This window comes from Terriglobales bacterium (genome assembly GCA_035651655.1).
Taxonomy (GTDB): domain Bacteria; phylum Acidobacteriota; class Terriglobia; order Terriglobales; family Acidobacteriaceae; genus DASRFG01.
Window position 1 is genome coordinate 56999 of record DASRFG010000023.1, and the last position, 15059, is coordinate 72057.

The 15059-nt window shown below is 56.4% G+C and carries 11 protein-coding genes; 5 read left to right on the plus strand and 6 right to left on the minus strand.

From position 1 onward, the window contains the following. Nucleotides 1–88: 88 nt before the first annotated feature. From VFA76_08710 to VFA76_08720, 3 genes are read right to left on the minus strand one after another with little or no spacing between them, the layout of a single operon-like run. Nucleotides 89–967, minus strand: a complete 879-nt coding sequence (locus tag VFA76_08710; protein ID HZR31918.1) for a metal ABC transporter permease — start codon at nucleotides 965–967, stop codon at nucleotides 89–91. A 15-nt stretch (nucleotides 968–982) separates the two neighbouring features. After that, a complete protein-coding gene (locus VFA76_08715) occupies nucleotides 983–1927 on the minus strand; it encodes a metal ABC transporter substrate-binding protein (GenBank protein ID HZR31919.1) in 945 nt (314 codons plus the stop codon). Between the two features lie 8 nt (nucleotides 1928–1935). Next, complete coding sequence (locus VFA76_08720; protein HZR31920.1) at nucleotides 1936–3216, minus strand: TonB-dependent receptor; 1281 nt, start codon at nucleotides 3214–3216, stop codon at nucleotides 1936–1938. Between the two features lie 474 nt (nucleotides 3217–3690). Between VFA76_08720 and VFA76_08725 the strand changes: the two genes are divergently transcribed. Both VFA76_08725 and VFA76_08730 read left to right on the plus strand, forming a co-directional pair. Then, nucleotides 3691–4557: a hypothetical protein gene (locus tag VFA76_08725; protein HZR31921.1), complete on the plus strand. Its 867-nt coding sequence runs from the start codon at nucleotides 3691–3693 to the stop codon at nucleotides 4555–4557. 21 nt (nucleotides 4558–4578) lie between these two features. Next, nucleotides 4579–5052 carry a metallophosphoesterase family protein gene (locus tag VFA76_08730; GenBank protein ID HZR31922.1) on the plus strand — a complete coding sequence of 158 codons (474 nt, stop codon included), beginning with the start codon at nucleotides 4579–4581 and terminating at the stop codon, nucleotides 5050–5052. A gap of 63 nt (nucleotides 5053–5115) precedes the next feature. On the opposite strand, the gene VFA76_08735 is transcribed toward VFA76_08730, so the two are convergent. Together VFA76_08735 and VFA76_08740 are read right to left on the minus strand one after the other, a co-directional pair. After that, complete coding sequence (locus VFA76_08735) at nucleotides 5116–6312, minus strand: zf-HC2 domain-containing protein (protein HZR31923.1); 1197 nt, start codon at nucleotides 6310–6312, stop codon at nucleotides 5116–5118. Nucleotides 6313–6319: 7 nt separating this feature from the next. Further along, nucleotides 6320–7267, minus strand: a complete 948-nt coding sequence (locus VFA76_08740) for a sigma-70 family RNA polymerase sigma factor (protein ID HZR31924.1) — start codon at nucleotides 7265–7267, stop codon at nucleotides 6320–6322. A gap of 137 nt (nucleotides 7268–7404) precedes the next feature. Here VFA76_08740 and VFA76_08745 point away from each other — a divergent pair, with 137 nt between their 5' ends. Beyond that, nucleotides 7405–8502: a DUF6569 family protein gene (locus tag VFA76_08745; protein HZR31925.1), complete on the plus strand. Its 1098-nt coding sequence runs from the start codon at nucleotides 7405–7407 to the stop codon at nucleotides 8500–8502. A gap of 5 nt (nucleotides 8503–8507) precedes the next feature. Here the strand turns inward: VFA76_08745 and VFA76_08750 are convergent, their stop codons facing one another. Next, nucleotides 8508–10751: a glycoside hydrolase family 57 protein gene (locus tag VFA76_08750; GenBank protein ID HZR31926.1), complete on the minus strand. Its 2244-nt coding sequence runs from the start codon at nucleotides 10749–10751 to the stop codon at nucleotides 8508–8510. Nucleotides 10752–10935: 184 nt separating this feature from the next. On the opposite strand from VFA76_08750, the gene lptF reads away from it, so the two are divergent. Both lptF and VFA76_08760 read left to right on the plus strand, forming a co-directional pair. Then, nucleotides 10936–13260, plus strand: coding sequence for an LPS export ABC transporter permease LptF (lptF, locus tag VFA76_08755; protein ID HZR31927.1), 2325 nt, complete (start codon nucleotides 10936–10938; stop codon nucleotides 13258–13260). 52 nt (nucleotides 13261–13312) lie between these two features. Next, complete coding sequence (locus VFA76_08760; protein HZR31928.1) at nucleotides 13313–15049, plus strand: ABC transporter ATP-binding protein; 1737 nt, start codon at nucleotides 13313–13315, stop codon at nucleotides 15047–15049. Nucleotides 15050–15059: the final 10 nt, after the last annotated feature.

Here is a 15059-nt window from a genome sequence, read left to right on the forward strand (position 1 = left end):
ACACCTTTACACGAAAGGTCAATGTACGGCGGTCACCTCGAGGAGGTTACGTAATGTTACTTCCATCGTATTGATCTAGAGCACCGTCCTATTGCCGTTCGCCAGTTCGCGCGCTCACTTCCATCTCCCGATGCAGCTCGTGGTTGGGATGCAAGCGATGCAGAATCACATGGAGGAGAAACATCAGGATCAGCACGGCGCCGAAAGTACATACAATGGTGGCGCCGGTAGGAAGATCGAATAAAACCGAGAAGTAGACTCCGAGCGCGGAAACCAATGTCCCCATGGTCCAGCCGATCGCCAGTCGAGGGCCAATCCGGTCAGCGAACAGCATGGCTCCGACCGAGGGAACGACCAGGTAGCAGAAAACCAGCAACACTCCAGCGATAGATACGGAAGAGGTGACTACAAAGCCGAAGGACGCGTAAAACAAGAAATCCCAGAAGCGAATATTCAATCCCCTGGCCGCGGCGGCAGCCGGCTGGGTGGAAATAAGAAGAAAGTTGTGGCGAAAGATGTAATGAAATAATCCAATGACCCCATAAAGGGCCGCGGTTTTGATGACGTCGTGCTTGGAAACCGCCAGAATGTTGCCGACCAGCATGTCTTTGAGGTGCTCGGTTTCACCCGTAGCCTTACTCATGGCGAGGATGGCCGCAGCCGAAGCCACGGCATAGGCAATTCCAATGAACGCCTCCTGGGGAATATGCCCACGGCGGGTGCGCGCCAGGGAAAAGATCCCCGCCCCTACAAATGTGAATGCCAGGCTGAGCCAATAGGCGCCACTGCCGTGCGGATCCATTCCTATCAGAATGGCGATGGTGGCGCCCAAGGCAGCGATCTGCGCCAGCGCAAGATCCACGAAAATGACGCCACGTTCCACCACATGCACGCCCAGGTAGGCGTGGATGCCGGTGAGGATGAGACTGGCGAGAAAAGGGGCCAGCAAAAATGGAAGAATTTCCATAGTCCTCCTCGGGAGCTACTGTCCAACTTCCTTGAAGCCTTTGATTAAAAGGGCAATGTCATAGTCGAAGAGCTTGAAGTAGTCTGTGACTTGCTTTTCCCCGCCCACCGAGGGCAGCAAGACTAACACCTTGCCTCCTACTGCGCTGGCAATACTGTTTGGCGTTTTCAAGTCGAAGTAGGGTTCCACCACAATTAGCTTTACATTGTCTCGTTTCATCATCTGAATCAGCTCGATGGTGTGGCTGGGAGTGGGTGGAATGCCCGGGCGCGGCTCGACGTATCCCACCACATCCAAACCGAAATGCTTGACAAAGTTTGGCCATGAACGGTGGTAAGTCACCAGCTTGCGGCCGTGATAGGGTTTCAATTGCTGGTCCCAAACTCTTTCCGCTCCGGTCAGACGTCTGTCGAAGTCCTGAAATCGTTGCTGAAAATAACTAGCGTCCTTGGGCTGCAGTTCGCCCAATTTTTCCGCGATTCCCTTGGCAATGCGCCTGCCGTTGCCCGGATCAAGCCAGTAATGCGGGTTTCCCAAAGGGTGAACATCGCCCATGGCACGGGTCACTTGTCCGGTGGGAATTTCCAAAATTTCGGCAAATTGCGAAGCATCGAGATACCCGGGCGCTCCAACCTGGATGCGAGGGTTTCCCGATTGCGTGATCAGCGGCGGTAGCCACCCGATTTCCAGTTGCAACCCAACTACGATCAAGAGGTCGGCCTGGCGAAGCTTCAACAGAAAGCTGGGTTTTGGCTCCACGAAATGCGGGTCCTGATACCCCTTGGCGATGGATTCCACGTTAATGCGATCCCCGCCGACTTCCTGGGCGAGGGATGCCAGATCGGTGGTGGAAGTGACCACAGTCAGCTTTTTCGCCTGGGCAGCAACCGGCATCAATACGACTGCCAGAACCAGAACGATAGCTATGAGGCTTAACGAACGGGCATTGGTGTTTAGCATCAAGACTCCTAGAACGGGTGAGCGCCGTGCGCTCCCAAGGAAAATTGTATTTGCATCAGCACTTCGTTGGCATCCAGACCCTCAGCGTAATGGGTAAAGCGATATTGGCCGCGAATCTGGCTAAATTCACTCGGCCAGTAGGTCAGCACCGCGGACCCGCCTTTATCGGTGAACCTGCCATTGCGGCTGCGATCAGCCCAATCGTACCGCCCACCGATGAACCAGCGGCGGCCCAACTGGTAATCCCCTGAGGTGTAGAAGCCGAAGCTGCGCTGCTCCAGCGGAAGTTGTTGCCGCTGGCTCCAAATCAGCTCTGTGCGGCCAATAAAAGAATGATAGATGGCGCGGCGTAAAGGCTTCCACCGAACAGTCGCATCGATCCCGTACAGCTGGGTCAGGAAATTGGAGCCGAGATCGTTGTGCCCACGCGCATAGGAGAGTCCCAGGTCGAGATTGGTGGACTCCGTAATATCGCGGTAACCGCGCAGGTGGGCTACCGTGCTCACATCGCTTTTGCGGAACGACTTAAAGACTTCATCTGAGTCACCACGAAATACCTGTCCGGTGGCTTGCAGGAAGATTCCCTTAGGCGCCGGCAGAATACGCTCAATGGAGAAACCCGCGTCATTGATACCATCCTCGCCACCGACCAGATTTTCGCTTACCAGAGGCCGGTCCACCCAGGGCAGCACGTGATTGTGCATGGTATTTACTTTACCGAATGCTGAACGCATCTTGCCGGCGCGCGCGACAAACCCGGCAGGCAGCGCCGTGAAAGTAATGTATCCCTCCTCAAGATTCACGCCGCTCTCACCGAATGACAGAAAAAAATCGCCGCGCGCGTAGGGATCAATAATGGCTTGCAAGCCGAGCTCCGATTCGTGCATTTGAAGAGCTGGCGACGGCCGGATGGAATTCCCTCCCCCGGTGGCGATGAAGTCGCCTATGGCGCTTATGTCCGGATTCAGCGCCTTGGCTGCGGCTGAAGCACCACCGTAAACCGGCAAGGGGCCCGCGGAAGGCGCCGCCTCTACTTGCACGGTGGGGGCCGGGGCAGATGGCGCGGGCGCGACTGGCGCCGGGGCCGGCGCTGCGGCTTGCGCCACCTGTTGACTCTTAAGAACGCGAACCTGCCCTTCGAGCGCGATAATGCGCTCTTCGAGAGCTTTGATCCTGGCATCTACAGCCCCCGAAGCCCGCTCCACTGCCTGAGTGGGTAGGGGATTCTGCGCCTGGAGAGACATCGAGCTTGAGATCAACACAAAGAGCAAGAGCCTGTGGGTTGTCATCGCATTACTCCTTCATTCGGGTCCCCGAAATTGAGAGAGAAACTGCCGGCCAGCGCGACCTTTTGCCGACGAGAGATAAGATGAGAACAGTTTTATGCGATCGGAGGAGCGCGCGGGCCCAGGGCTGGAGTTTCCAAACTGACGGTCCGCTCCGCTGACGAACCAACATAGATTGTTTGATGAAGGTTCGAAGAGAGTGCAAATGGCAAACTTACCGGCCCGGAAGGCTGTGCCATCAGACAAGTTAGACATTTGCCGCTGGAGGAAGCAAAAGATGCGGCTACGTTCGAGTGTTTGACGAGCGTTGTGCTGGCACAAAGATGCGCTGCTTGTAACGCTGACGCTAAAAGGATCGCCACTATGCTCAAGAAGTTGACAACCCGGCGACTTGCGCTGATGTCCACACTCCTCATACGTGGGTGATCCTGCTATCTTAACAGCAGAGCCGTTACTTATCGCGAGCCACTCAATTCTATGCCCAACAGCCGCGGAAACGGTAACCTGGGGTATATCTCCGAGTTGCGCCGGGCACTGAGCGAATGCAGCCAAAAGTATGCATCGGCCGCTGGTGCGCCGCACCGGCTGAGCTACGGGGGAGTGCCCACGGTTGTCTTTGAGCCCGATCCGCAGGGACCCCGGCACGGGAACTTCTTGACTACGAGTTATCGTGCCATGCTGCGGAATCCGTCCTGGCAGCGCCGCCTGGCCAAGACCCACTCACAACGCAAGCGCTTGCCGCAGCCTGACAACGGCTGCTGGAGCGAACTGGACTCCTGCAACAGCTCCGATGCGCTGCTCATGAATATTTTCTGCTACCCGCGGATCCTGGCTTACATGCCAGTGGCTTCACTGCTGGGCGTGGACACCGAAGGTGTGCCGGAATTTGGATATCGAGCGAGGGTGCCGTTGCAAGGCGGCCGCTTCGACCGCACAGAGGTGGACATGCGAGTGGGCAGCTTGCTGGTGGAAGCCAAGCTGACCGAGGCCCATTTTCAAAGGAGAGAGAAAACGGCGGTGGAGCGGTATTCCGACTTTAGTGAAGTTTTCGATTGCGGGCGCCTGCCTCAAAGCGCGAGTGAATACTTCAGCTACCAGCTGATCCGCAATGTGCTGGCGGCCCATGCCTCGGGCTGCTCATTTTGCTTAATGTGCGACTCTCGCCGCCCAGACCTGATCGGTTTATGGTTTGAGGTTTTGCAGTGGGTACGGCCGGTGGCCTTGCGCCTGCGATGCAAGCTGCTCACCTGGCAGGAACTGGCGGCCACGCTGCCTCCCAAGTTGCAGAAGTTCTTGCAGCAAAAATACGCGATTCTGGGCACTCCCGCTGGCTTCTCAGCGTAAGGCTAAATCTACGTAAGGGCGATGAGTGAAAAGCGCTTTACCGTGGGAGTGATCTCGGATACGCATGGCCTTTTGCGTCCGCAGGCTCTGGCAGCTCTAAAAGGTTCCGATTACATCGTTCATGCCGGTGATGTGGGGTCGCCAGAAATTATTGGACAGCTCGCCGAGATAGCCCCCGTGACTGCGGTTCGTGGCAATGTAGATACGGAGGCATGGGCACGGAAGCTGCCTGAGACTAATGTTCTCCAGGTCGGAGGCGTATCTCTTTACGTGCTTCACGATTTGGCGCAACTGGATTTGAATGCGGCTGCGGCCGGATTTGCAGCGGTGATCTCGGGTCACTCTCACAAGCCCAAGCACGAACTCCGCGACGGAGTGCTCTATTTAAATCCCGGCAGCGCAGGACCAAGACGTTTCAAACTGCCGGTGACGGTGGCACGGCTACACGTGGTCGGGTTGAAGCTGAAACCCGAGATCGTTCACCTGCAGGTTTGAACCTAGCCGGGCAGGATGCCGGTGCTGCAAGGAATCTCTCTTTGTTCGCGACGGCCAGGGAGATTATTCGGGCGATTTGCGCCAGGATTGCCCACCATCGTCCGTCATCCATCTCTGATTGACGGACGTGGTGATGGCACCGTGACGGCTGTCTGAGAACTGCAGCCGGGTTATATCGTCTTTCAGTTCTATTCCGTCAACACTTGGCCAAATGCGCTGCCAGCGCCGCCCTGAATCGGGAGAGTGGAACAGGGTACCCGCCGAGCCGCCCGCCCATATATCTGAGCCTATGACAGACAAAACCCGGAACGAGGCCGGTTCCCCGACTGCAATGGGAATCCAACTTATTCCGTCAGCAGAACGCAGCAGGCCGCCGCTAGGTGAAAGCGACCAGCGCAGCGGTGGAACTTGTTTTTTAGTCTTGGCGTCAGCAAGCACTCCGGGAGCAGCCGACTGTGACACTACCCTGCGAGCCGACGTGGTGGGGTAGGCGTACTGAGATGGTGAAGCGTCCGCTCGGGAACTGATTTCTTCCTGTGCGGTGGGCGCGGTGGCCGGTAACTTCCCCACGGCTCCAGCAGGAGCGGTCTCGGCAGCTACGTTGACCTCGCTCGTCTCTGAAGCACGCCCCGCGGCTGACTCGGCACGAGCAAGCAGGTCGGCAGAAGGAGTCGCGACAGCAGCGCTCTTCAGCCCCTGTAGCCGGACGGCATCCTTCTTGGCTAACGTGTTTGCAGCGGACCTTCGTGCCGGTCGGCTTTCCTTCAAGGCCGCGAACGCAGACGGCTTAGACTCATTGGAGGCACGTGTTTCATTAGCCATTGGCGGTTGTGCCGCCGAGACCACTTCGCGGGCAGGATTCGGCAATTGCGGAGCCGCCATCTTTGTTGCCGAAGATCTCGCCGGTAGGGTCTGCTGCGGCCGCTGAACCATTACAGCCACTGCGAGGACTGCCACCGCAGAGGCCACAGCGGCCCAACGAAATATTGGCGGCCGTAAGAAGTGGAAGCGCGCCGCGGACGTGGACGGGATTCGAATTTCCTCCCCCTCGGGGAGGGAGAGCGCGAGGAGCTCGCGACAGTCGGAACATCCCGCCAAGTGGTGCAGCACTCGCATCTGCTCCGGGTTGGTCAACGATCTTTCCTGGAATGCGGTGAGCAGATCGGCATCCGGATGGCCGGCATCCCCATGATGTAGCGTATCCCGATGAGCTGTCGAGTTCCGCAGCCGCTCAATTACGAATTTTGGTAGTTCTGGCAATTCCTTTTCACTCCGGTGCATTGCTGGTCTGAGTACGGGCCCGCCCTTCTTTAGAGAACGGGGGCACCCGCGATTTTTGCGTCAAATGTTGCCGGACATTTACCTCCAGATCGCGGACATCCACATCCAGCAACTCCTCGGCTCGGCGACGATCCAGCCCGAGCCGCACCAGATTCGCCACGATCCGCTTGCGCAGCATGCCAGCCAGCTTGTCGAGACGCCGGCTGATGCTGGAGGCGTGCACACCCAACATCTGCGCGATCTCCACTAACCTGCGCTGGTCGAGATAGTAAGCCGAGAGCATAAAGCTCTCGTCGGCAGCGAGCGATGCCAACGACGCATCCACCGCCGCCTTCAAACGGCTGTCTACCACGCCAGCGGCGTGGTTGAGTGGATCGGCTCCGTTCTTGCCTGTGGGGACCGGCACATCCTCGACTTGCTCGTCAAGGCTCACCAACCGTCTTTGGGTGCGGTAACGATCGATGTACTGCTGGGCAAGAACTGTACGCAGCCAACCTTCCAGCGATCCTCGTCCGGTGTACGAGGATAGCTTCGAAAGGCGGCAGCCGTCACGGGTCCGCAAGCCAAACAGGTCCGCGTAAACAGACTCTGCCAAATCGTGCGCCGCTGAATCCTCCTTGGCTATGTGCAGGGCCATCGAGTAAAGTTTGGCGCGGTACAGCAGCATAAATTTCTGCCACGCAGAATCGTTGCCATCCGCGCATGCCTGGGCCAGGGCCAATTCTGGAAGGTGCAGGCCCTCAAAAAAGCAGCGTGCATCTTTGGCCGACGCGCTCGCCGACAGACACTTCGAAGCAACCCGTTGCAGCAGATTGCGGAATTCGCTTTCGCTGACGCCAAATTCCTGCGCGCCGCTTTTGCGGAACAAGTCTGAACTGATTGCCTGCAAGACCGCTACGAACGGCGGTTCGCCCGGATTGGAATTTCTGCCCACTTCAGAACTGAATGGTACCAGTTTTTTGATGCAAATAATCCAGAGTTCATCGTTCTTTCTCCAGAAGAGAAAACCGAGAGACGAACGCCGTGCTTAGCGGCGAAGGGAGAGGTCTCTTTGGTCAGGGAAGGCGATTTATGAAGCGGTCAAAGTGCTATGGTGCGGCGATTGTAGTGTCAGCAGCGGCGTTGTTGCTATTCTGGAACAGTCCACAAGTAAAAGCAGGAAAGCTGGAGAGTACATCCGATTACCGGGTGCTTGCGCCAATTCGCAAGGGCAATCTCAGCATTTTCCCAGTGGTCACATCCGCTTCGCACGACACCAAAGAATTCCTTACGCTGGATGAGGGCCTGCGTTCGGGCGAAGTGGTGGTCACGGAGCTCGGCAATATAGCACTGGTGCGGCCGCGCAGCGGTCATCCAGTCCCCGACGGTCAGGCCAGCCGGGCCGAAGTCAATCGTCTGGTTCTGGTAAACAATTCGGACCGACCTTTGATTCTGCTGGCCGGCGAAATCGTCACTGGAGGCAAGCAGGACCGTGTGATCGGCAAGGACCGCATTGTGTCTCCGAAGAGCGACCCCATTGACCTGAGCGTATTTTGCGTTGAGCCGAGGCGCTGGACTGAAAAAACAGCTCACTTCAAACCCTTGGCAACGCAGATGGCACAACCAGCAGTGCGAGCACGCGCGATGGCCGACAAGGACCAAGGCAAAGTATGGTCGGAGGTGGGCAATTCAGCCAGGGAGATGGTCGCGATCATTCCGATGCCGCAAGCGGTTGAGGTGGAAAAGACTTCTTCGTATGCCACGGTCATGAGCAACCAGGAAGTGCAAAAGAAAATTGATGCGGTGGCCGCTCCGATGGAACACGATTACCAAAGCGTCATCCGGGAGTTGCGTAACCACAACGCGGTCGGAGTGGTGGTGGCAGTGAACGGGCAAATCATCTGGGCGGACATATTTGCCAGCGCTAACCTGCTGGAAAAATATTGGCCCAAGCTTGTGCGCTCCTACTCGGCCGAGGCGGTGACGACGCGCGGCTCTCACGGCGAAGCTACTCTCAAGGAAGCTCAAGCTTTTGTGGACCACACGGATGGCAGCCGTGAAGTGGCAGAAAGCGAACCCGGGTTATACCGGCATGCGGAGGTCAGCGGAGATGGGTTCAAGGTGTTCGAATTGACTTCCCTGCTGCCCAAGACAGGATTTTCGGTGCATCTGGCGAAGATGGTGGTCTGATTCGCTTACGCGGTGAATGCCGAGGCTGCCAGTTCCGGCTCGCTCACCAGCCTGAGTGTGATCCAGCCTTCCAATGGCAAAGCGTCTATGGGAAGGCGGTCCCGCCAAAGACTGAATCGCAGCCGCAACCTCCTCGACGGATCGGCCGCAGAATGCTGGGAACCTATTTCCGAATGCAACCAGCGCAGCGGCAGCCTAAATTCAAAATTCTTCGCAAGAACCAGTTTGGCGTCCTGGGCATTTCTTTCGGAGCTGGCCATGGGAGCATGCCCATTTTCTGGCCGCAGCTGCCAGGAACGAATCGCCCCATTTTCTGCAGAAACTTCCAGACGCAGAGTCTCTGCCGTCGGCCCAGAAGACTCGCTCTCAATGTTCACTACAATTTCAAATGTTTCCTGGATGGGAGTTTCCGCGAAGTCCAATCTGCCATAAAGATTAATTTCGTCAATGCCCGCAAAGACAGAATCCAGGAAAAACTGCTTGCCATGCATAGCGCCAGCACGACGAGCCGCGGTGTACATGGCCGCTCCCAGCCATGCAAAATAGCGCACCATATCCCCTTCGATCTTGGGGTGGATGTATGCGGTCTGCGGGACGAAGGTAGGGCGCGCAACTCCACTGTAAATCGGATGCGCGAGGTACGCTGGCGGGGGCGCGCCCAGCGCATGATAAACATTGGTCAGGTGCTGGCGATAAAGCTCATCGAATTCACGATCGTTGGCGGAGTGGTGTTCAGGCCCGTACCACCAATTCCAATCGCTGCCCTCGGCAATTAAGAGCTCTTCCATCGCAAGTTTGCGCTGTTCGGGGTCGGCGATGGGCGCAGCCTGGTCGTAAAATTTACGAGCGTCGGAAAGGTAATCCCAGGAGCGATTGTCTTCCGGTGCGCCAATCCAGACATTAAAGTTGGAATTGATCCATGAACCCGGAACCAGTGACTTAAGATTGCCGAACTCCTGGTGGCGGGCAATCGTTTCAGTCGCTGTAAGCGCCTCGATCTGGGGATCGGCGGCGAGGGCAGAATAGAACCGGCGGAGAAATTCCCGTCCCGACTGCGGATAGTATTCCCAGGCGTTTTCACCATCCAGGACAATTGACACCACAGCATCGCGGCCCTTTTCGATCACAGGCTTGGCTGATTGCTTAATGCTGGCGATTAGGTGGGCCACGGCATCTTGCGCGGGCATACCGGAATACACAAAGCCGATCAGGTCAGAAAGGGTGTGATCGCGGAAGAACAAATTCATCTTCGCCTGATCTTTTTCATAGCGGTAAATGGTGTAAAGCTTTTCGGGCGCATCCTTGGGAAGGCGGCCGGATGTATCACGCGAGAAATTTAGCCCCAGGGTGCGTCCGAGCACGCCTTCGTCAGTTGCCATCCACTGCACGCCCAAGCTGGAGGCGATAGAGAGTACTTCCTCGGAGACGCTGCCCTCCGATGGCCAGACACCTTGTGGACGCACACCAAAAATGCGCTGGTGCAAATCGAGGCCCCGCTGCAGTTGGTCGCGGGCATCTTCGGGATGACGGAAGGAGTTTTGCGGAAGGGGCAGGCCGGGACTGGAAACCGCGGCGGCATTGGTGTCGCATAACAACGGGAGAATAGGGTGGTAGAACGGAGAGGTCGAGATTTCGACCACGCCGCTGCGCGCTGCAGCAGCATACTCAGGCAGCACACGGGCCAACAAGATTTTCTGCTGTGCCATTACAAACTTCTGATCGTCTGATGAAAAGCCCCGTGCTTTGCGCACCAAGGCGGCGATTTCCGGCTCTTCCAGGAAGAATTCGTCAAACCACGCCAACTGAGAAAGCACTTGCAGATCGGTATAGTCCTGAGTTTGAAAAAAACGCACCGCACGGGCTGGATCCTCGCCCGCCCCGTGGTAGCGCTCCCAAAGCTCGCGGTAGCGGGGATAGCGCCCAATCAGGTGTACGGGATTAGCTTGAAACAGGTACAGCAATGCCTCTCGACGTGCCTCCGGCGAAAGCTCGTCGGCGGGGGTGGCAGCCAGCTCAAAGAACGGGTCGCGCGCCACTCCGCCAACATAGTCTTCAATTTGCGTGATCAGGGACGGTACCAGGTTAAATGTCTGGTGGACTTGCGGGATCTCCTGCGCCAGGCGGACCATGCCGTAGTAGTCCTTTAACGCATGCAAACGGACCCAGGGCAGGCGGTATTCACCTTTGATCAGGTCCTTATAAAAGGGCTGATGCATGTGCCACAGGATGACTACACGAATCACGGGCATGAAATTGGATCACCCACAAAATCAGAGCAGACAAAAAAAGTCTAGCATGCGCAACTTGGTAAAAAGCTCGCGCTGGGCTCAGCATTGAAGGCACGAAGGTACGGTTATTGTGCGTGCTAGACTCGGCTAGGCGGTTTCGAAAATGGCCGCTTATAAGTAGCGCTGAAGCTGGCCGGATTTTTAGATGAGGATATTTACCCGCTACATTCTTGCCGAAGTGCTGTCACATGCCGCGATCGGCGCGGCGGTGTTTACCTTCGTCATTTTTCTGCGGGACCTGGAACGTATTCTCGAATTGGTGGTGCGCGCCAGCGCCCCTTTGCCCAGCGTCGCCGAGTTGTTCTTCTTCACCATTCCCACCGCGTTAACACTAACTATCCCAATGGGAGTCTTGGTTGGCATTCTGATTGGATTGAGCCGGCTTGCGGCGGACAGCGAAATCACCGCCATGCGGGCCAGCGGAATTGGCGCTTCGACATTCCTACGTATCACTTCAATCTTTGTTGTAGCAGCCTGGGGATTGGCGATGATCAATAACATTTACTGGGCGCCGGCCTCAGCCGCGGCACTCGATCGTCTTCAGGACAGGTTGAAGAGCTCGCAAGTGTCATTCGAAGTGCAGCCGCGGGTGTTCTACGAGGGGTTCAGAAATATCGTTCTGTATATTGGGGACGTCATCCCTACCTCCCGCTCGGCGGTGTGGAAGAACGTATTCATGGCGGATGTGAGCAATCCCTCCGCTCCGAAGATCATCATCGCTCAAGAGGGAATGGCGGTCAGCGACAGCCCTCAAACCGTGCACTTGCACTTGAAGAATGGTTCGCAACATGAAGTCGTTCCGCGCCACCCGGAACAGTATTCGATCACCAGTTTCGCGCAGACTGATATACCGATTCCGTTGCCCGCGCCGGAAAATCAGGGCCAGCTTCCGGTAGCAGAACTGGGAATGCGGGCATTGCTGCGAGATGCCGCTAAGGCCAAAGATCCCAATCAGTCGCGCCTCGACATGATTGAATTTCAGCGCAGGTTTGCGCTGCCCACGGCGTGCCTTGTGCTCGGATTGGTGGGAATCCCCCTGGGGCTTTCCTCGAAAAAGGGCGGTAAGTCCACCGGTGTAGTTCTCACTATCGTGCTGGTGTTTGCTTATTACTTCATTTCCCTGTTCGGAGTGTCGCTTGCGAGGCAGGGCAAGTTGTCTCCCGTCATAGGCGTATGGCTTGCGAATGCGCTCTTCTTTGCCGGAGGTTTGTTCCTGTTCTGGCGCGTGGACCGGATGCCCATGGAAATCGGTTCCGTGCGGAATCTCTGGTTGGATTTGCAGCAGCGGCTTGCCATGAAAAGGCAGGCCATGACCCGCGCCAGACAACGCAGCACGTTTGAGCGCGTCTACAGGCGTCGGCGTTTTTTCAGCATGGATTTTCCGCTGATTATTGACGACTACATACTGCGTGAGTTCGTCACCTACCTGGCCATGATCGTCAGCACGTTTCTGATCCTGGTGCTGGTTTTTACATTTTTTGAACTGTTGACCGACATTGTTCGCAATCACATCCCATTTGCGATTGTGGGCGAGTATTTGTTGACGGTGGCGCCTTATCTGATCTACAACACCACGCCCATCAGCATGCTGCTTGCAGTGCTGGTGACCTTGGGCCTGATGGAAAAGTCCAGCGAAATCACGGCGATGAAGGCCAGCGGCATCAGCATTTACCGTATCATTGCACCGCTACTGCTGATTGGGGCAGTGCTGGCAGGCGGCCTGTTTTTCTTTGATCAGTTCTATTTGCCGCGCGTGAACCGGAGGCAGGACGCATTACGCAACCTGATCAAGGGCAAGCCGCCGCAAACATATTTGCGTCCGGACCACCGCTGGATTGTGGGGCAAAACTCCACTATTTATTACTACGAGTTTTTTGACCCAGAATTCAATCACTTTGCCAAGATCCAGGCGTTCCAATTCAATCCCATCAACTTTCAGATTGCCAAGCGAGTTTATGCCGACCGGGCGCACTGGGAAGAAAGCTTACCCAATTGGGTGTTCGAACGCGGATGGTCGCGCACGTTCTACGGGTCAGCTATCAGGGATTACAACAAGTTTGATGTCTCAACGTTCGCGCAGCTAGATGAGCCCCCCAATTATTTCAAGAAGGAAGTGAAGCAATCCTCTGAAATGAACACCGAACAGCTGCGGCGTTACATTGACGACCTGGAGCAAGCCGGCTTCGATGTAGTGCGACTGAAAGTGCAGCTGCAGGAAAAGTTTTCTTTCCCGCTGGTAACAGTGGTCATGGCTTTGTTAGCAATTCCTTTTGCGCTCTCGGCAGGACGCCGGGGCGCACTAACAGGAGTGAGTATTGCCCTGGGCATCGCCGCTACGTACATGGTTGTGACTCGGCTTTTTGAGGCAATGGGAAATTTTAGCCAGCTGCCTCCGACGATGGCGGCGTGGTCCCCTGATCTGATTTTCGCACTAGTGGGAGGCTATCTGGTATTGAAGGTCCCGACGTAGTTCCGCATTATTCCTGTAGCCGGCGCTGCTAGAATCTCATCTATAAACGCACATGCTGAATCACCTACGCCCCCTGTTTCCCTACATGAAGAAGTACAAGTGGGGATTCGTGTGGGGTACGCTCTCCGTCTTTCTGCACAATGGTATCTGGGTCATCTTCCCGCTGATTCTTGGCAGCGCCATAGACGACTTGAAGAAAGGCGTCACGCAACACAAATTGCTGGTTTACGCGCTGTTGCTGATCGGGGTAGCGGCTACCAAGGGTATCTTCCAGTTCCTGACGCGCTGGATCGTGATTGGCATCTCGCGCGACATTGAATTCGACCTCCGCAATGATTTATTCCGGCACCTGGAGGGACTCTCGTATTCGTATTATCAGCGGACCCGGACCGGCGACATTATGGCCCGCGCGACCAACGATCTGAACGCGGTGCGCATGCTGCTGGGGCCGGCGATCATGTACTCGGCCAATACAATCGTGTTCACAGTGGCGGCGCTGGCATTCATGTTGCGGATCAGCCCCCGACTGACTTTGTTTGCCTTCTTGCCACTGCCGGTGGTGAGCGTTGTGGTGCAGTATTTTGGACGCCGGATCCATGAGCGCTTCGAACGTATCCAGGCAATGTTCTCCGATATATCCGCGCGCGCTCAGGAGAACTTTTCGGGCGCGAGGGTGATACGCGCTTACGTCCAAGAGCAGGCCGAAATCAATTCTTTCGAGAAGGCGAATCAGGAGTACATCAAGCGCAGCTTGAAATTGGTTCGGCTGATGGGCATGCTTTGGCCTACGTTGGAGACGCTGTTGGGTCTGGCGGTGGTGCTGGTGTTGTGGCTGGGTGGACGCGAAGTCATTCAAGGCCGCATGACTGTGGGCAATTTTGTTTCATTCAACACCTACATGGTGCAGCTGACATGGCCGGTAATCGCGTTGGGTTGGGTGATCAATATTTTTCAACGCGGCACCGCGTCCATGGGGCGCATCAATGAGATCCTGATGGAACGGCCCGAAGTCCGCAGCGTTGCAATGTCCAGTCCTGGGCCCATTCGAGGCGAGATTGAGTTCCGCAATTTGGACTTTAGCTACAACGGAACCTCGGTGTTGAAGAACGTCAGCCTGCGAGTTCCCGCGGGCACCAGCCTGGCCATCGTTGGACCTACCGGCTCAGGAAAATCCACGCTGGTGAGCCTGATTCCCCGCATCTACGACGCGCCGCAGGGAAGCGTGCTGCTCGACGGAAGGCCAATCACTGACTATCCACTTGACCAGCTGCGGCACAGCATCGGCTTTGTTCCGCAAGAGACGTTCCTTTTCAGCGACTCAGTTTGCGGCAATATTGCGCTGGGAGCAGACCACGTTAACGAGGATCAAGTGCGCTCAGCCGCTGAGGCTGCCAGTATCGCTGGGGACATCGAAAGCTTTCCGGAACAATATGCGACCCTCGTGGGCGAGCGCGGCCTTACCCTTTCCGGCGGACAGAAACAGCGGACCGCCATTGCGCGAGCACTGATTCGTGATCCCCGTATCCTCATTCTGGACGATGCCCTTTCGAGTGTGGACACCCACACCGAGGACAAAATCCTGAACCACTTGCGCGAAATCATGGGCGGCCGGAGCACGATCTTCATTTCCCATCGGGTGTCCACGGTCCGCAATGCGGACCAGATTGCCGTTTTGCACGGCGGTCGAATCGTGGAGCTCGGCGCGCATGATGAATTGATCGCACGAAACGGTTATTACACAGACCTCTACAACAAGCAGTTGCTCGAAGAAGAACTGGCCGAGGTTTAATAACATCTCC